General features: G+C 42.2%; 17 protein-coding genes and 1 riboswitch. Of the genes, 2 read left to right on the top strand and 15 right to left on the bottom strand.

The features are described from left to right. Positions 1-350: 350 nt before the first annotated feature. The 10 genes from thiD to tenA are packed head-to-tail and all read right to left on the bottom strand — an operon-like array spanning position 351 to position 8,350. Entirely contained in the window at positions 351-1,139 is a 789-nt protein-coding gene (gene thiD / locus EKC99_RS13565; RefSeq protein ID WP_163152326.1) for a bifunctional hydroxymethylpyrimidine kinase/phosphomethylpyrimidine kinase, read from the bottom strand. Positions 1,140-1,143: 4 nt separating this feature from the next. Beyond that, entirely contained in the window at positions 1,144-2,163 is a 1,020-nt protein-coding gene (locus EKC99_RS13560) for a MoeB/ThiF family adenylyltransferase (protein WP_163152324.1), read from the bottom strand. Next, positions 2,163-2,930 carry a thiazole synthase gene (locus EKC99_RS13555; RefSeq protein WP_163152321.1) on the bottom strand — a complete coding sequence of 256 codons (768 nt, stop codon included), beginning with the start codon at positions 2,928-2,930 and terminating at the stop codon, positions 2,163-2,165. Before EKC99_RS13555 ends, EKC99_RS13560 begins: the two co-directional genes overlap by 1 nt. A gap of 1 nt (position 2,931) precedes the next feature. After that, a complete protein-coding gene (thiS, locus tag EKC99_RS13550) occupies positions 2,932-3,135 on the bottom strand; it encodes a sulfur carrier protein ThiS (protein ID WP_009362026.1) in 204 nt (67 codons plus the stop codon). After that, positions 3,119-4,240, bottom strand: coding sequence for a glycine oxidase ThiO (gene thiO / locus EKC99_RS13545; RefSeq protein ID WP_163152319.1), 1,122 nt, complete (start codon positions 4,238-4,240; stop codon positions 3,119-3,121). Before thiO ends, thiS begins: the two co-directional genes overlap by 17 nt. Next, the gene (tenI, locus tag EKC99_RS13540) at positions 4,228-4,842 is read right to left on the bottom strand and encodes a thiazole tautomerase TenI (RefSeq protein WP_163152317.1); all 615 of its coding nucleotides are present in this window, start codon (positions 4,840-4,842) and stop codon (positions 4,228-4,230) included. The genes thiO and tenI overlap by 13 nt, the downstream gene beginning before the upstream one ends. Before the next feature lies 1 nt (position 4,843). Next, positions 4,844-5,638, bottom strand: a complete 795-nt coding sequence (locus EKC99_RS13535) for an energy-coupling factor transporter transmembrane component T family protein (RefSeq protein WP_163152328.1) — start codon at positions 5,636-5,638, stop codon at positions 4,844-4,846. Continuing rightward, on the bottom strand, positions 5,638-7,086 hold the full coding sequence (locus tag EKC99_RS13530) for an ABC transporter ATP-binding protein (protein ID WP_163152315.1): 1,449 nt from the start codon (positions 7,084-7,086) through the stop codon (positions 5,638-5,640). Before EKC99_RS13530 ends, EKC99_RS13535 begins: the two co-directional genes overlap by 1 nt. 3 nt (positions 7,087-7,089) lie before the next feature. Beyond that, positions 7,090-7,680: an ECF transporter S component gene (locus EKC99_RS13525; protein ID WP_019417077.1), complete on the bottom strand. Its 591-nt coding sequence runs from the start codon at positions 7,678-7,680 to the stop codon at positions 7,090-7,092. After that, positions 7,655-8,350 (bottom strand): thiaminase II, encoded by a 696-nt coding sequence (tenA, locus tag EKC99_RS13520; protein WP_009362032.1) that lies wholly within the window; start codon positions 8,348-8,350, stop codon positions 7,655-7,657. The genes EKC99_RS13525 and tenA overlap by 26 nt, the downstream gene beginning before the upstream one ends. 91 nt (positions 8,351-8,441) lie before the next feature. Next, a riboswitch (TPP riboswitch) is annotated at positions 8,442-8,549 on the bottom strand. A gap of 133 nt (positions 8,550-8,682) precedes the next feature. Between tenA and EKC99_RS13515 the strand changes: the two genes are divergently transcribed. Then, complete coding sequence (locus tag EKC99_RS13515) at positions 8,683-9,867, top strand: class I SAM-dependent rRNA methyltransferase (protein ID WP_163152313.1); 1,185 nt, start codon at positions 8,683-8,685, stop codon at positions 9,865-9,867. A gap of 290 nt (positions 9,868-10,157) precedes the next feature. Here the strand turns inward: EKC99_RS13515 and EKC99_RS13510 are convergent, their stop codons facing one another. From EKC99_RS13510 to EKC99_RS13495, 4 genes are all read right to left on the bottom strand, one after another. Continuing rightward, positions 10,158-10,670, bottom strand: coding sequence for a PepSY domain-containing protein (locus EKC99_RS13510; RefSeq protein WP_163152312.1), 513 nt, complete (start codon positions 10,668-10,670; stop codon positions 10,158-10,160). A 126-nt stretch (positions 10,671-10,796) separates the two neighbouring features. Further along, a complete protein-coding gene (locus EKC99_RS13505) occupies positions 10,797-12,461 on the bottom strand; it encodes a glycoside hydrolase family 13 protein (RefSeq protein WP_163152310.1) in 1,665 nt (554 codons plus the stop codon). Positions 12,462-12,657: 196 nt separating this feature from the next. Further along, positions 12,658-14,265 (bottom strand): MDR family MFS transporter, encoded by a 1,608-nt coding sequence (locus EKC99_RS13500; protein WP_035064704.1) that lies wholly within the window; start codon positions 14,263-14,265, stop codon positions 12,658-12,660. A gap of 5 nt (positions 14,266-14,270) precedes the next feature. Further along, positions 14,271-14,714 carry a MarR family winged helix-turn-helix transcriptional regulator gene (locus tag EKC99_RS13495; RefSeq protein ID WP_163152308.1) on the bottom strand — a complete coding sequence of 148 codons (444 nt, stop codon included), beginning with the start codon at positions 14,712-14,714 and terminating at the stop codon, positions 14,271-14,273. Between the two features lie 134 nt (positions 14,715-14,848). Between EKC99_RS13495 and EKC99_RS13490 the strand changes: the two genes are divergently transcribed. Next, positions 14,849-16,267 (top strand): SpoVR family protein, encoded by a 1,419-nt coding sequence (locus tag EKC99_RS13490; protein WP_163152306.1) that lies wholly within the window; start codon positions 14,849-14,851, stop codon positions 16,265-16,267. Between the two features lie 94 nt (positions 16,268-16,361). Here EKC99_RS13490 and EKC99_RS13485 read toward each other — a convergent pair whose 3' ends face one another. Then, positions 16,362-16,895, bottom strand: coding sequence for a hypothetical protein (locus tag EKC99_RS13485; RefSeq protein WP_163152304.1), 534 nt, complete (start codon positions 16,893-16,895; stop codon positions 16,362-16,364). Positions 16,896-16,992: the final 97 nt, after the last annotated feature.

Below are 16,992 nucleotides of genomic sequence, written 5' to 3'. Positions count from 1 at the left end.
GGGTCAACTTTCCATTGACACCCCTGCATCATACCAAGAGGGCTTTTTTCTTTCAAGTCCCCCGAAAACCTTTCTAACAGGAATGCTCCTAATAAAAAGTATTGGTTACCATAAATATATACGTTAATGATACCAAATTTAACTGAAAAAGAAAACGACCGTACATATGTACAGCCGTTCTTATGACTCGATTAGCGTTGTACCGATAAAAAACGTTAAAAGCAACACGTACGTAATATTTAGCGTAATTGAAAGTTCTTCCACTCGTTCGTCCCCTCCATCAATATATTCCCCATTTTCATTTTAACAATGGTGAGAACGAATGTGTTTGTCAATGATGTGAACATTTTTTATTCATGAAATGCCCAATGGTTTGTCGGTCCATGCCCACCGCCAATTTGTAGCGTTTGTTCAATCGCTGCTTGAATAAATCGTTTCGCCACATCTACTGCTTCATATATCGTTTTTCCTTTTGCAAGTTGTGCTGTAATGGCGGCAGCAAACGTACATCCTGTCCCGTGCGTATGTTTCGTATGAACGCGTTTGCTTTTCCATTCGTAAAATTGTTCCCCATCGTATAAAAGATCGACAAGTTCATTTCCTTCCCCGTGTCCACCTTTCATGACGACATATCGCACACCCATGTCATGAAGTTTTTTCGCTGCTTCTTTTCGTTGTTCCAATGTGTCAATTTGCATATTTGTTAACACTTCCGCTTCTGGAATGTTCGGTGTTAACACATAAGCAAGCGGCAACATATGCCGTTGCAACGCTTCGACCGCCTCTTGTTTCAATAGCGGCGAGCCACCTTTCGCGATCATCACCGGATCGACGACTACTCGCGTCCACCGATGTTGCTTCGTTTTATAAGCAACACATTCGATGATTTCTTCGCTAAATAACATTCCCGTTTTTATAGCATCTGGCGGCAAATCGGTAGCAATCGAATCCATTTGCTTTTCAATCGCTTCAACAGGAAGCGGGTATACCCCTTGTACACCGAGCGTGTTTTGCGCAGTAACTGCAGTAATTGCTGACATGCCAAACACATGTAATTGATGAAACGTTTTTACATCCGCTTGAATACCCGCTCCCCCGCCACTATCTGAACCAGCAATCGTCAACGCTTTATATACCATGCTTTCACCCCAAATATTGATAATATAGCCGCTTTGCTTCTTGAACATCATTTGTGCCATGAATCAATACACGCCCATCGAAAAAAACAACAAAGCGATGCGAATCGACCGTAAACGAAAATAAATAGTCGTTTTGTTCCACTTGAATTCCACGTTTTGTTAAAAATGAAAGAAGCGTTGTCCACTCTCGCTCTCCTCGATGGGCAGGACGAATTTGTACGGTTTCACGCCCACACAACACCGCAAATTTCGTTTCATTTTCGTATTGAAGGGCTGGATACGTTCGTCTTTCACTACACGACGGACAATCGTCTTTTTTTAACTTATGCACATCGATCATGCGATATTGTCCGTGCCATACATCAAACGAAACGAGCTTGCGGTTTATACGTTTATCACCTACTAAAATTTTTAATGCTTCAGCCGTTTGATGTGCAACAACCATATGAACGACAGGACTAATGATTCCGACTGTATCACACGTGGCAACACCAAGTGGCACATCTTCAAGTAAACAACGCAAACATGGCGTTTCATTCGGAACGATGACATAACTTAAACCGTAACTTCCTACGCACGCCCCATAAATCCACGGCACATCATACTTTTGCGAAACATCGTTGATGATCATACGCACGTCGAAATTATCCGTACTATCAATAATGACGTGCGGACGCTCACGGGCAACAACGTGTTCAAGCAAGCGAGCGTCCGCATCAGCTACAATCGGTTCAACGACCACATCGCCATTTATGGCTCGCAAATGCATAGCAGCAGCAATGGCTTTCGGCAATCGGTTTGTTGCATCTTCTTCCGTATATAGCTGTTGGCGTTGTAAATTGCTCCATTCGACATAATCGCGATCAATGATTGTTATTTTCCCAATCCCTGCACGTACAAGCGTCTCTGCATTTGCCGCTCCAAGCGCTCCTGCTCCAATAAGGAGCACATGTTTTTCACGAATGGATTGCTGCCCTCTTTCTCCAATTGGCGCAAACAATTGTTGGCGTGAATAACGGTCCATTAGATGACGCTCATCCCTTCGCTCGGGCTACTCGCTGTTGCATATTTCTTTTTCGGAATACGTCCCGCTTCATACCCAAGTCTCCCCGCCTCAATCGCAAGCTTCATCGCTTTCGCCATTTTTACGGGATCTTTCGCAGAAGCAACAGCTGTATTTAACAATACTCCATCCGCACCTAATTCCATTGCCAATGCCGCATCAGCTGGACCGCCAATGCCTGCATCGATAATGACGGGAACAGTGGCTTGTTCAATAATGAATTGAATGTTTAACGGATTCATAATTCCTTGTCCTGAACCGATCGGTGATGCGCCAGGCATGATCGCATGGCAACCGAGTTGTTGCAGTCGCTTCGCTAGCACAACATCATCTGACGTGTACGGTAAAACGATAAATCCTTCTTCTAATAACATTTCTGTTGCTTTCAACGTCTCGATCGGATCAGGTAATAACGTTTGATCGCACCCAATCACTTCTACTTTCACCATATCACAAAGCCCAGAAGCTTTTGCTAAACGGGCGATGCGCACCGCTTCTTCCGCTGTTTTCGCCCCGGCTGTATTCGGTAGCAGTTTATATTTTGTTATATTTATTTTTTCTAAAAAATTCGGTTGATCGGGTGCAAAAATGTTCATTCGTCGCACCGCAAACGTTAAAATTTCTGCCCCCGACGCTTCAACCGCTTCTTTTTGAATATCGATGTTCGGAAATTTCCCTGTCCCAAGCAATAAACGAGATTGAAATGTATACGAACCGATTTGTAACATATTATCCTCCCCCTACAAAATGAACGATTTCAATGCGATCACCGTCCGCAATGGCTGTATGCTCATATTTCTCTTTCATAATAATGTTCGCATTGATTTCAACGATCGCGATCTTTTCATGAATGCGAAAATGTTGTAACAGTTGAGCGACAGTACGAATGTGAGCTGGCAAGTCAATCATCTCACCGTTAATGATGCAACGCATGCCCCTCCCCCTTTCTTGTTAGCGAAAACGGCGTCATATCAAATGGCACATCTTTTCTTTCAAGCATATCGCTTACAATTGTTCCTGTGATGGCGCTTAACAAAATGCCGTTTCGATAATGCCCTGTCACAACGAATACGTTCTCATATTGTGGATGCGCTCCGATATAAGGCATGCCATCTTTTGTTTGCGGCCGAATGCCTGCCCACGCTTTTTCAAATGTGGAATGAGCGATAGCCGGAACGATTTGCATCGCACGCGCTAGCAATTGCTGTACGCTACATGTTTGCACCGTTTTGGCAAACGAATGCGCGATGGCGCTAGCCCCGATGATCAAGCGATTGTTCGCTTTCGGCACAATATAACAGCCGTTTTTCGCAAATACAGTCGTTTGTAAAAGCGGTGTTTCTGTCGTAACCGAAACACATTCTCCTTTGACCGGATACATATGTAGCGATAACCGCAACTTTTCAGCTAACATTGGCGTCCATGCACCGCACGCGATGACGATACGTTCACCATATAACGTTCCGCTCGTCGTTTTCACTCCTACAACACGTTCCCGTTCGAAAATAAAATCGTACACTTCCGTATACGGTAAAACACGGGCTCCTTTCGCCATTGCTCCATGAGCAAAAGCGATTGATAGTTGTTTCGCGTTCACTTGTTGATCAATCGTGTACATCGCACCATATTCATTTCGTACATTTCGTTCCATGTCCGCCACTTCTTTCGGTGTTAACCAGCGGACGTGCTGTGGTTGTATGCGCCTCCAAAATTCATAATGTTCCGTTAATTTTTTGTACTCTTCCATCGTTGTCGCCAACTTTAACATTCCTGCTTCATTCCATCCGACTTCAATATTTGTCAATTCTCGCAATTCGGCAATAACGGCTGGAAATGCCGCTTGGCTCGCTAAAGCAAGCGGAATGAGCGGGTGGTCTGTCGCAAACTCAGAATGCGCACCGAGCATCCCAGCTGCTGCCGATGATGCTTCTTGCGCTAACTCTCCCCGTTCAATGACAACGACTGATGCTCCTCTTTTCGCTAACTCAAAAGCGATGCTACTGCCGATAATGCCTCCCCCAACAATTAAAACGTCCATGTATTCGCCCCCATTTGTTTCCGATATCGTTGAACCATATGTAGCGGATCATCCGCCTCAAACACCGTCGACATGACGGCAATTCCTTTCACTCCAGTCATGAACACATCACGAACATGGAAAGGTTTAATGCCTCCAATGGCGACGACAGGAATGCGTACGTGACTTATCAACTGACGCAACGATGAAAGCCCGCGCGGCTTTCGTCCTTCTTTACAATTCGTTTCGTATATATGTCCGAAAATGACGTAGTCCGCTCCTTCTTTTTCCGCCCGTTTCGCTTCTTCAAACGTGTGCACGGAGCAACCGACGCGCAAAAAAGGAAACTTCCCTTTTATTTGTTTGGGAGACAAGCTATGATGGGCGAGCTGAACGCCGCCAACGCCATAAACGACAGCGACGTCCACCCGATCATTAATGACTATTTTTTGTGCTGGGACATTTGCTTCAAGCAACTGTTCCACAATTATCCCAATCTCTTTTGCCGAACGATGTTTTTCACGAATATGAATAAAGTCAGCATATGCATGTACGAACGACGAAATATGAACAAACGTTTCAATGGACTGCTTTCCCGTCGAGATGAGATGAAGCTCTTTCATCTTAACGCACATCCTTAATGGCAACGTATGGAAACGCATGAGCAGCGTAATATCCGACCGCAACAATGACGCATATGACAACGAATAAATAGACGTCATATTTTCCGAGCGTCAGTTCATAATAAAACGTTCTCGCTCGTTCATTTGTAAATCCTTTCGCTTCCATCGCTACGGCAATGCGTTGAGCGCGGCGAATGCTTTGTGATAAAAGCGGAATCGCGTATCGTTTCATCAGTTCAAGCTTCCCGCGAAACCCTTTCGCTTTGGCGGCTCGACGTACTTTTAATGCTTGATGCACCGTTTGAAACTCTTCTACCATCATTGGCAATAAACGTATGGCTGCTAAAAAACTATACGCATATTTTGGTTTCAATTTCGCTTGTTGCATCAGTGAATAAAATAAAAACACCGGCTTTGTCGTAAGCGTAAACATTAATCCGAAAATCGCAAACAAAAGCGTGCGAAATCCGAGATGAACGCCGCGATAAAAGCTTTCTTCCGTCACATGAATAAGACCGAAGCGAAACCACGTCGTCTCTCCCTTTCCAAATAAAATCATGGAAGACGACGTAGAAATGAAAATGAAGAAAAACGGAACGAAAAACAAAAGCACATGCTTCATTCGATAACCGCTAAACAACATAAATAACGCCGTAAAGCCGATCGTCCAATTGATGAGCACGTTCGGGTTATGGACAAAAACAATAACGATAAACATCGGCAAAAATAACAATAATTTTACGGTTGGGTTCGTTTGATGCAACCATGTCTCTTTATGTTCGATGCTCCATCTCATCATATCCCACCTCGCACAAGCGTCCGCGGCACGATCGTTTCATCGGCGACAAGCTTTCCTTTTTCAATGACCCATCGTCTCGTCGCAAATTGAGACACGATGCGCTCATCGTGCGTCACCATGACAATCGCCTTTCCTTGTTGCCGATACGCTTCAAGCCATTCGAGCAACGCAAACGTATTTTTTGCATCTTGCCCGAACGTCGGTTCATCAAGAAGCAATATGCGATGGCGATCCGTCACTGAAGCGGCAACACTTAACCGCCGCTTTTGCCCCATCGACAATTGGTACGGATGCAAATGCCGTTGCGCACTTAAATGAAAACGCCTAAGCAACCTCTCTACTTCCTCTTCTATTTCATATTCCGGGCGTTGTTCAAGACGTAAACAATAAGCGAGCTCATCATCTACACGATTTGTAACAAATTGAAACTCTGGGTTTTGAAATACAAAAGCGATGTGATCGTATAATACCCCATCATTTTTTACTAGCTCTCCTTGCCAATACATATCGCCTTCTGTTCGAATTAACTTCATGAAGCTTTGCAGCAACGTACTTTTTCCTGCGCCATTTTCCCCTGTAATCGCAATCCATTCACCTGCACGAATGACGACATCATCGACTGCGATTTTTTCTTCTTTTTGTCGAAAACCGCGGAGCGACTGTACATGTAAAAGCACGTTTGACTCATGATACGGCTGCTGCGCTGTTTTTGGCTTTTCATACGTCTCCCACACTTGTGGATACCAAATGCCTTGTTCGGCAATAAACGAACGATACGTCGAAAATATATGGTCCGTTGGGCCATCAGCAATGATTTCACCACATGCGTTAAACAAAATGATGCGCTCAACAAAATCGAGAATATGATCAATTTTATGCTCAACAATAACAACTGTTCGGTCGTCCGCTACTTCTTTTAACGTTTCCCATACTGCTTTTGTTCCGTCTTCATCGAGAAGCGCTGTCGGCTCATCTAAAAATAACACATGCGGGTCAAGCGCCAAGACAGAGGCAATCGCTAACCGCTGCTTCATTCCTCCCGATAACGTTTGAATCGGCACGTGAACGTGCGGAAGACGAAGGTGCACGCGTTGAAGAACACGCTCGATTTTTTCTTTCATCTCCGCACGTGGCACACCGAGATTCTCAAGAACAAACGCAATTTCTTCATCGACGTACGGCATGCAAAACTGCGCATCCGGATCTTGAAACACATAGCCGACTTGCTTTGGAATGTGAAGCGCTTTTGCTTTCATCGGCACATCGATCGAGCGCGGAATAATGCCAGCCATCACTTGTAATAACGTCGATTTTCCACACCCTGATGGACCTAAAAGCAACACTTTTTCTCCTTTTTTAATCGAAAGCGATACATCGGTAAATAACCGTTTTTCCGCCCCCGGAAACTTTAACCGCAATTGCTCAATGTGTATCAACGATGTCACCTTCTATTGATCAAGCGAGTCGTAATCTTCTTTTGTCGTCGGGCGCAACAGTTGCGTCACACCTGTCGCTTCGAGCGCTTTGACAAGCGAATAGGCAAATACTCCAGCAATGATGATCGCTCCAACGAAACGCGCACCGATAAATAATGTTAAATTCCACCAAGCTAATTGATCGATATATCCTTTGTAAAAATCAAGCACTAATGAAGCGATTGTTGAACCGACGGCAGCAAGCGACACAACCGCCACGTCGAAACGTTTATAACGGAAAGCAGCGAAAACAAGCTCAGCCAGCAATCCTTGCACAAAACCGTAAAATAACACTTCTAGTCCCCACTCAGATCCAGCTAAAAACTCCCCTGAGGCAGCAGCGACTTCCGCAAGCAACGCCACTCCTGGCTTACGAATCAACAAATATGCCACTGTCGCAGCAATAAACCACATGCCATAAATGAGTTGATCGAGATGAAGTCCAAGCGGTTTGACCGCATAGTAAAGCGGTCCCCACACTTTATACACAATCCCAAACACAATCGCTACAACAACGGTCGTTAATACGTCTGTTAATTTAAGCCCTTTCGTTTGCATAAACATCCTCCTCTTCCATTGGCCAACGTTCTAATTTGTACGCCATATCCCAAAATAAATATTCATACTGACTGCTGATCCAAAAGTGTTGCTTCATTCGCTCTAAATCTTTTTCACTTACTGTTTTCGCTATGTCATTTAAGCGCGCAATTTGTTGTTCGACAAGCTGTCTAAACCAATCGGAGCCGTACGCTTCAATCCATTTCGCATAAATCGGATGATTCGGCTTACAATGCTTTAACCTCTCGCCAATTTCGTAATATAACCAATAGCACGGTAAAATGGCCGCTAATACATCACCGAAGTGTCCTGCAAACGCTGCCCGATACATATGTGACGTGTATGCATACGCGGTTGGTGCAGGAACAAATGACGCCTTTTCTTCTTCTGTAATGCCGAGCTCTTTCATAAACGTTTCATGTAAACGAAGCTCAGCTTCATACGTATTTTGCGCATGATTCGCCATGCTTGCAGTCGTTTGTAAATCGTCAGCCATCGCCCCGCCAAGCGCTTGCACTTTCGCGAAGTGCGTCAAATAATATGAATCTTGTAATACATAATACCGAAAACAACGTAAATCTAGCGTCCCTTCTCCTAGTTGTTTGACAAACGGATGATGAAAACTCGCTTCCCAAATCGGATCGACAGCTTTGCGCAACTGTTCTGAAAACAACATTTCCTCTCCCCCTTATGAAAAAATAAAAAACCACTTTCTTTGCGCAAAGAAAGTGGTTTTGTAAACGATGGAAATTGGCATATAGACACACTTCGCACCGTCTCCACTTCCCTACGCTGGTATGATCCAGATCAGGTTCTAAGGGTCTCAAAGGCACACTTTGATCTCAGCCTATCTAAAGGCCCCCCTAGTGGAATGCATTTGCATCATTCACTTTGTCACTAATATTAGCATATTTCATTGTTTTGTCAAATATTTTTCTCCATCATTTGCGCACATCGTGTTCTTCCTGTATGCTAAAGTAGCGAATATATAGTTCAGGAGTGGAATGTATGGCGAATGTATTTTTAAAACGAAAAAGAAAAAAGCGGCTTGAGCTTGGACATCCGTGGGTGTTTCAAAGCGAAGTTGACTATATTGAGGGAGACGTTGAACCAGGTGATTTCGTCAACGTATATAACCATCAACGTCATTTTTTAGCGAAAGGGTACATTAACCCGAAATCACAAATGATCGTGCGCGTGTTAACGCAAAATCCAAATGATGAATTAAATGCTCAATTTTTTATGAATCGCATTCGGCAAGCGTGGGCGTATCGTGAGCGCATGATTCCGGGCGTTCGTTCATGTCGCGCCATTTATGGAGAAGCGGATTTTTTGCCTGGGCTTATTGTCGATAAATACGAAGATGTGCTCGTTGTGCAAATTTTATCGCTCGGCATGGAGAAAAGAAAAGAATGGATTTTACAAGCGCTTCTTGGCGTCTTTCAACCGAAAGCCATTTATTTGCGCAACGACGTCCACGTGCGTGAATTAGAAGGGCTGAAACAAGAAAAAGGATTTTGGTACGGCACGTGCGATACGAACGTACAAATTGAAGAAAATGGCGTCAAATATATTGTCGACATTGAAAACGGGCAAAAAACAGGGTTTTTCTTCGATCAGCGCCAAAATCGCGCCGCGATCAAGCCGCTCATTACAAGCGAATCGACTGTGCTCGATTGTTTTACGCATACAGGATCATTTATGTTAAACGCCTGCTTATACGGAGCAAAACATGTGACCGCTGTCGACATTTCTGAACATGCGATTGAAACGGCAAAAAGAAACGCTGAGCTAAACGGATTTACAAACGTGGATTTCGTCGTTGCGAACGCGTTTGATTATTTAAGAGAATGTGTACAAAAGGGGAAAAAATGGGATGTCGTCATTATTGATCCTCCAGCGTTTGCTAAGTCCGCTCATGCGGTACCAAAAGCGCTTGCCGGCTATAAGGATATTAATTTAAATGGCTTAAAACTCGTCAAAGACGGCGGCTTTTTCGTAACAGCAAGTTGTTCGTATCATGTGCATCCTGATATGTTCCAAGCGATGGTCGCAGAAGCAGCGTTTGATGCAAAGAAAATTTTACGTCAAATTCATTGGAGCGGCGCAGGATATGATCATCCGAAACTGCTTGCCGCCGATGAAGGGGATTATTTGAAGTTTGCGATTTACGAAGTACATTCACGCAAATAAAACAGGTTGGCGCACGCCAACCTGTTTAAAAGTGGACAAAATTGTTGTGCACACATCGCACAAAAACGGGGTATACTATAATTGAAAACGCTTACTTTTGTGAGGTGATCGATATGGCATTAAAAACGATTTGTCCAAAGTGCTTTGGGAAAAAGAAAATGAAAATTTGTTTGTCGCTTTATAAAACATGTTCGTTTTGCAACGGAACAGGGAAAATTCAACAAACACCTACGAAACGAATTAGTTAAAAAGCGCTTCGCACCAACGGTTGTTGCGAAGTGCTTTTTCGTTTATGCAGCTATGTTTCTTCGTTTCGCCTTCGTTTGCGCCCGCAAAATTTTCACAGATAAATAAATCCCTGTGATCGTTAAAATGATAATCGCAATCGCAGCCACATCGATCATGAGACGGTTCCAAATCCCAAGTTTCCCAACATGAATGGCACGTACAAACGATGCGAATGTATTCACTTCTTTTTTTACAACTGTACCATCTGGTGCAATCGTCACTAACGTTCCATCTTTATCGTTTAACCGCACCATATACATCCCATGATTCATCACAACACCAACTTCGTCCATTGAAAACGCTCCAGACTCGCTTGCTTTTTTCACCGCATCAATCATGTTTAATTTCGCATGTTCATGGCCATCTCCATGCGCATGTTCATGATTGTCATGCGAATGACCGCTCATTCCCATTAACCAGCGCTCTGTTAACAACAACCCTGTGACCGCTTCTAAAAGTAAAAATACAGAACAAATGAGCCCGATCCATAAATGTAAATGGCGCGTTTTTTTCACAAAAATCCCTCCGTTTAAAAAGATGTGCTTGTCATGAATGTACAAAAAAGAGATGTGAAAAGTATGAAATGATTACGAAAAAAATGTGAAATCCCCTCTTCCATATCGGAAAAGGGGATTTCATCATCATTTCATGACATATACGCGCGCTTCGTATGGACGCAATGTAAAACGTGTCGCATGTTTATGTTGTTTGACATCATAGTTTGTTAACATAAGTTGTTCGCTATTCAATTTTAACGAGTCATAGCGATACATCGTTTTTCGGTCTGTTAAGTTCACGATGACGACTGCTTTTTCATCACCTAATGTGCGCGTATACGCATAAATTGCTTTATGGTTTTCTAATATTAAATCATATGTTCCGTAAACGAATACGTCATGTTGTTTACGAAGTTGAATCATACGTTTATAAAAGTTTAAAACAGAATTTGGATCATTTAGCTGCTTTTGAACGTTAATTTGCTTATAGTTTTCATTCACACCAATCCAAGGCGTTCCTGTCGTAAAGCCGGCATTTTTTTCGTCGGACCATTGCATTGGTGTGCGCGAATTGTCGCGGCCATTTTTCCAAATCCAGCGCATCACTTCTTCATGAGAACGGCCTTTGGCGCGCTCAATGCGATAATAATTTTTAATAGCGACATCGTCATATTCATCAATTGTTTCAAACTGTACGTTCGTCATACCAATTTCTTGTCCTTGATAAATAAACGGCGTCCCTTGCATAAGGAAATATAATGCTCCTAACGCTTTTGCACTTTCAACAAGATATTGCTCATCATTTCCCCACGTCGACACCGAACGCGGTTGGTCATGGTTTTCAAGAAATAGCGCATTCCATCCAATGCCTTCTAACCCTTTTTGCCATTTCGTTAATACACGTTTTAATTTCCGAACATCGACACCGCCATCTGTTCCTTTTTGCCAAAGTCCGAGATGCTCAAACTGAAAAATCATATTAAAAATGCCGTTTTCTTCACCGACCCAATCTTCCGCTTCCTCTACAGTCACTCCGTTTGCTTCGCCAACCGTCATAATGTCATAACGCGCAAACGTTTGCGCTTTGAGTTCACGAAGATACTCCATAATTCCTTCTCGATTCATATGTCCATCAAACGAAGGAACGTAATCAAGACCTTTTGGATTCGGTAAATCAGGAAGACCTTCTTTTTTCTTAATGTGTGAAATCGCATCGACACGGAAGCCATCAATTCCTTTGTCAAGCCACCAGTTGATCATATCATATAGCGCGCGACGAACATCTTCATTTTCCCAGTTTAAATCGGGCTGCTTCGTCGCAAACACGTGCAAATAATATTGGTCCGTCGTCTCGTCATATTCCCAAGCAGAACCGCCAAAAATACTTTCCCAGTTGTTTGGCTCTTTGCCGTTTTTTCCATCGCGCCAAATGTACCAATCGCGTTTCGGATTGTCCCGTGATGAGCGCGATTCAATAAACCACGGATGCTCATCGCTCGTATGGTTAATGACAAGATCTAAAATGACTTTCATGTCGCGCTTATGAATTTCTTCAAGCAATTGATCGAAATCTTCCATCGTGCCAAACTGCTCCATAATGTCTTGATAGTCACTAATGTCATAGCCGTTGTCTGCGTTTGGCGATTTATAAATCGGGCAAATCCATATGACATCGATTCCAAGGTCTTTTAAATAGTCAAGCTTTTGGATAATCCCTTGTAAATCACCGATGCCGTCTCCATTTGAATCCATAAAGCTTCTTGGATATATTTGATATGCAACCGCTTCTTTCCACCAAGCTTTTTTCACGTCAAATCCTCCTCGATTCATTCAACATAAATCGCTTTCAATATTGTTTACTCTTTCATGTTAATATACAAACCGCTTTGTTGAAAGAGGAAGTTGCACTTTTTCATAAAAAATTTCGTTTTTGTTGTGCAAACGGTTTAAATACGAACAAAAATAGACAACGATTCCTTATCGTTGCCTATTGTATACTTATAATTTATTCCATTTCATTCATTTTATTCGTTCGATTTGAAATGGTAATGCGACCGATAAACATCGCAAAAATAAAGCCGATGCCAACAAAAATCAATCCGTACAAAAACACATCGCTTAACGCATCCACAAGCGTTTGTTTTAATACAGGCACAAACATTTGTTGCATTTGTTCGGGAATTTTTTTCAACGTCTCTGGATTTAAAATGACCGAATATACGCTTTGCGGATTCGATTCAACGAGTTGTTTAAACGAGTCCATCATCGCATGCGCTTGTTCCGGTAATTGTTGTAATAACGGAAGAAACTTCGCTTCCAATAAATCTTTCGAACGATGGTTCATAATTGCCCCTAACAATGTTGCCCCAAACGTCCCACCGATTTGACGGAAAAACTGGCTCGATGATGTCACGATGCCAAGCTGTGATTTTGGAAATACTTCTTGCAACGCAAGCGTAATGACTGGATTGACGAATCCTAGCCCAAAACCGAGCGTCGCCATAAATGACATCGCCGTCCATTTATTTGTATGGACATCCATCGTTGACAATAAGAAAAAGCCAAGCGCTACAAGCACCATTCCACCAATGACTTGCGGACGTACGCCAATTTTTTGCACAAGCCGTCCACCGATCATGCTTGCGATAATAAGGGCAAACATCATCGGAAACATCATCGTTCCCGATTCTGACGGACTCATCCCGATAATGCCTTGCATAAAGAGCGGCACGAACATAATCGCTCCAAACATACCAACAGACATAAAAAAGCCGACACTATTGAGCACAACAAACGTCTTATTTTTTAATAAATGAATCGGCATAATTGGCTCCTCGGCTTTCCGTTCAACAAACACAAATAAACTGAAGAACACGACCGAGCTAGCTAGTAAAGAAATGATTTGCCATGACAGCCAATCGTATTTGTCGCCGCCAAACGTTAACGCTAACAACAACGAAACAACGGCCACAACCATTGTAAACATGCCGGCCAAATCAAGCTTTACACGCTCAGCCATACGATGATTATGCAAACCGAGGGAAATGAGAACAATAGCTAATATGCCGACGGGAAGGTTAATATAAAACACCCAACGCCAATTTAACGAATCAACAATCCATCCACCGACTTGTGGACCAAGAATAGACGCTAATCCGAATACGCCACCAAATACACCTTGCCATTTTGCACGCTCTGCCCCCGTAAATAAATCACCAATGACAATCATCGCCATCGGCATCATAATGCCGCCGCCAATTCCTTGAATGGCTCGGAAAATAATAAGCTGCGTCATCGTATCTGCCATGCCACATAGCGCTGAACCAATAATAAAAATCGCTAATCCTGTAACATAAATCGACTTTCTTCCAAACAAATCAGCAAGCTTCCCGGCAATCGGAACAATCGTTGTTGATGTAAGCATGTACGCTGTTGTAAGCCATGCCATCATACTTAGTCCACCAAGTTCTCCAACGATGCGCGGCAACGCTGTGCCAACAATCGTTCCATCGAGCGCCCCAAACAACATCGCAACAAGTAATCCAGTAATTAAAATGCCTCGCTTTTGTTGTATATCGGCCATGCTCGCTTGTATCGCTGCCTGTTCTTTCATGTATATCACTTCTCCTCTTTTCCATTTGTCTCAACAATTTTTTCGATGATACGGACAAACTGTTCAAGCTCATCGGGTTGCAATTGTTTTAAATAACGTTCAATAATTTTTCTTCGCTCCGCCCGCGCATGTTCAAGCATTTCTTTCCCCTTTTCAGACAACTGGACATACACAACGCGACGATCTTCCTCATCCCGTTCGCGCAATACAAATCCGCTTTTATATAAGCGATCGATCATCGTTGTAATCGCGCTCGGTTTGACAAACATTTCATCGGCCAATTCGCTCACGGTACATTTTTCACGTTTTGACAGCAAATTTAAAATAAAAAACTGCGGTTTCGTTAAGCCAATCTCTTCTTTCGCTAAATCAGCTGCCAGTTTGCGAACGGCTAACGAAAACGCATGCTCTAATCGCTCAACAAGCGTAGAAAACGGCGTTTCTCCCATATACACCCCACCTTTTTTAACGACATAAATATTTAACATAGTTAAATATATACGAAAGAAAATATAAAGTCAATCCATATCGTGACGTATCAAATGATGCGCTCGTTCATACATTGTCATAAGGAGGGAGCGCGATGAAACGAGATGAACAAAAAGCATTAGAAAAAGCGATTGCGGAAATTACAGAAATTGCTGAAGGGTTTGGACTCGATTTTTATGAAATGCGTTATGAAATTTGTCCAGCTGATATTATTTACACGTTTGGGGCATACGGTATGCCGACACGTTTTTCCCATTGGAGCTTCGGCAAACAATTTCATAAAATGAAACTTCATTACGATCTCGGATTAAGTAAAATTTACGAACTTGTCATTAACTCTGATCCGTGCTACGCATTTTTATTAAATACAAATACGCTCATTCAAAATAAATTAATTGTCGCACACGTACTTGCCCATAGCGACTTTTTTAAAAATAACGTTCGCTTTAGCAACACAAAACGAGACATGGTCGAAAGTATGGCGGCAACGGCTGAACGCATTAAACATTACGAACACGAATACGGGAAGCAAGAAGTCGAAAAGTTTTTAGACGCTGTATTAGCCATTCAAGAACATATTGATCCTTCCCTTCTGCGCCCAAAACTTTCATGGACGATTGCGGATACGGAAGTATACGAAGACGATCATGAAACACCAAAACCTTCTCCGTATGACGACTTATGGTCTCTTGATGAAAAGAAAAAAACAACACCTGCTCGAAAAAAACGAAGAAAGTTTCCTCCCCATCCTGAGAAAGATTTATTGCTGTTTATTGAGGAATATAGTCGTGAACTCGACGAGTGGCAGCGCGACATTTTAACGATGATGCGAGAAGAAATGCTTTATTTTTGGCCTCAGCTCGAAACGAAAATTATGAACGAAGGATGGGCGACGTACTGGCATCAACGTATTTTACGCGAAATGGATTTAACGAGCGATGAAGCGATTGAATTTGCGAAATTAAATGCAGGTGTTGTGCAACCTTCACGTACAGGCATTAATCCGTACTATTTAGGACTAAAAATTTTTGAAGATATTGAAAAACGGTGGGACAATCCGACGGAAGAAATGAAAAAGCTCGGAGTCAAACCTGGTTCAGGACGCGCAAAAATATTTGAAGTACGCGAATTAGAATCTGACATTTCTTTTTTGCGCAACTATTTAACGAAAGAACTCGTCATGCGTGAAGATATGTATTTATTCCAAAAACAAGGAAAAGACTACAAAATTGTTGATAAACATTGGGAACATGTACGCGATCAACTTGTAAACATTCGCGTAAACGGCGGCTTCCCATACATTACAGTCAACGATGGCGACTACATGCGCAACGGAGAACTATATTTAAAACATTGGTATGAAGGCATTGAACTAGACGTGAAATATTTAGAAAAAGTGCTTCCTTACATTTATCAACTTTGGGGCCGTGCGGTTCATATCGAAACAATGATCGAAAACAAACCGACACTATTCACATACGACGGAAGAAACGTACAACGAAAATATATATGAGCTACTGAGTGCGCAACTAACAAAAAGTTTACATTTTATGTAAACTTTTTGTTTTTCTCTGCTCAGTAATTACATAAAACTTGTGTCACATCACTTATTTAATTAAAATTTTACCTGTGTTCTTAAAACGTTCTATAATAACAAATAGTCGAGAATAGCAGTCTTGGATGGTTTTCTCATTCCTAATATTATTGTAAAGTCCTATACCAAAGTACGTATCTTTATAAAATCCTACTACATAGTCTCCTGATTTTATGATGTGAGCGTCTTCATAACTTAATTGATCATCAAGAAACGCCAAATAGACCTTTTCAGAATCAATAAAAACAAACGGAATAGGGGATTCCCAATAAATTTTAGCATACTGTGGCTCAGCTGCCTCTTTTAAGTGCTTTTTAGTAATAAATACACTATCCACGTTTGCGAATTTTTTTTGCAAAACGTCTTCCATCGACATTTGAATGAAAGAAACGTTTTTTTCCCTAATCTTAGGAATATCCCCAACAATTCCGATTTTTAGTTCATTTCCTGAATAAACTGGAGAATGAAAATTTGCTCCCTCATTTGTTTTGTGGATCAAATACGAAACAAAGAACATTAATATAACTATTATGAATAGTTTTCTCATAATTGCCTCCCTCTAGAAATGTTGATATATCAAGGTTTCTTGGCATCTTAGGGGTGCCAAAAAAATATTTTTCGACAAAATTCATCACATACTTTTT

It is taken from the genome of Anoxybacillus sp. MB8 (genome assembly GCF_011006755.1).
Taxonomy (GTDB): Bacteria; Bacillota; Bacilli; order Bacillales; family Anoxybacillaceae; genus Anoxybacillus; species Anoxybacillus gonensis.
The sequence above is the reverse complement of the archived record's forward strand: the minus strand, read 5'-3'. Positions and strand labels throughout refer to the sequence as shown.

What these genes read in the sequence shown, in the direction of transcription:
- thiD (WP_163152326.1), bottom strand. Translation starts at nt 1,139, where the DNA reads ATGGTATATAAAGCGTTGACGATTGCTGGTTCAGATAGTGGCGGGGGA.
- EKC99_RS13560 (WP_163152324.1), bottom strand. Translation starts at nt 2,163, where the DNA reads ATGGACCGTTATTCACGCCAACAATTGTTTGCGCCAATTGGAGAAAGA.
- EKC99_RS13555 (WP_163152321.1), bottom strand. Translation starts at nt 2,930, where the DNA reads ATGTTACAAATCGGTTCGTATACATTTCAATCTCGTTTATTGCTTGGG.
- thiS (WP_009362026.1), bottom strand. Translation starts at nt 3,135, where the DNA reads ATGCGTTGCATCATTAACGGTGAGATGATTGACTTGCCAGCTCACATT.
- thiO (WP_163152319.1), bottom strand. Translation starts at nt 4,240, where the DNA reads ATGGACGTTTTAATTGTTGGGGGAGGCATTATCGGCAGTAGCATCGCT.
- tenI (WP_163152317.1), bottom strand. Translation starts at nt 4,842, where the DNA reads ATGAAAGAGCTTCATCTCATCTCGACGGGAAAGCAGTCCATTGAAACG.
- EKC99_RS13535 (WP_163152328.1), bottom strand. Translation starts at nt 5,638, where the DNA reads ATGAGATGGAGCATCGAACATAAAGAGACATGGTTGCATCAAACGAAC.
- EKC99_RS13525 (WP_019417077.1), bottom strand. Translation starts at nt 7,680, where the DNA reads ATGTTTATGCAAACGAAAGGGCTTAAATTAACAGACGTATTAACGACC.
- tenA (WP_009362032.1), bottom strand. Translation starts at nt 8,350, where the DNA reads ATGTTGTTTTCAGAACAGTTGCGCAAAGCTGTCGATCCGATTTGGGAA.
- EKC99_RS13515 (WP_163152313.1), top strand. Translation starts at nt 8,683, where the DNA reads ATGGCGAATGTATTTTTAAAACGAAAAAGAAAAAAGCGGCTTGAGCTT.
- EKC99_RS13500 (WP_035064704.1), bottom strand. Translation starts at nt 14,265, where the DNA reads ATGAAAGAACAGGCAGCGATACAAGCGAGCATGGCCGATATACAACAA.
- EKC99_RS13495 (WP_163152308.1), bottom strand. Translation starts at nt 14,714, where the DNA reads ATGGGAGAAACGCCGTTTTCTACGCTTGTTGAGCGATTAGAGCATGCG.
- EKC99_RS13490 (WP_163152306.1), top strand. Translation starts at nt 14,849, where the DNA reads ATGAAACGAGATGAACAAAAAGCATTAGAAAAAGCGATTGCGGAAATT.
- EKC99_RS13485 (WP_163152304.1), bottom strand. Translation starts at nt 16,895, where the DNA reads ATGAGAAAACTATTCATAATAGTTATATTAATGTTCTTTGTTTCGTAT.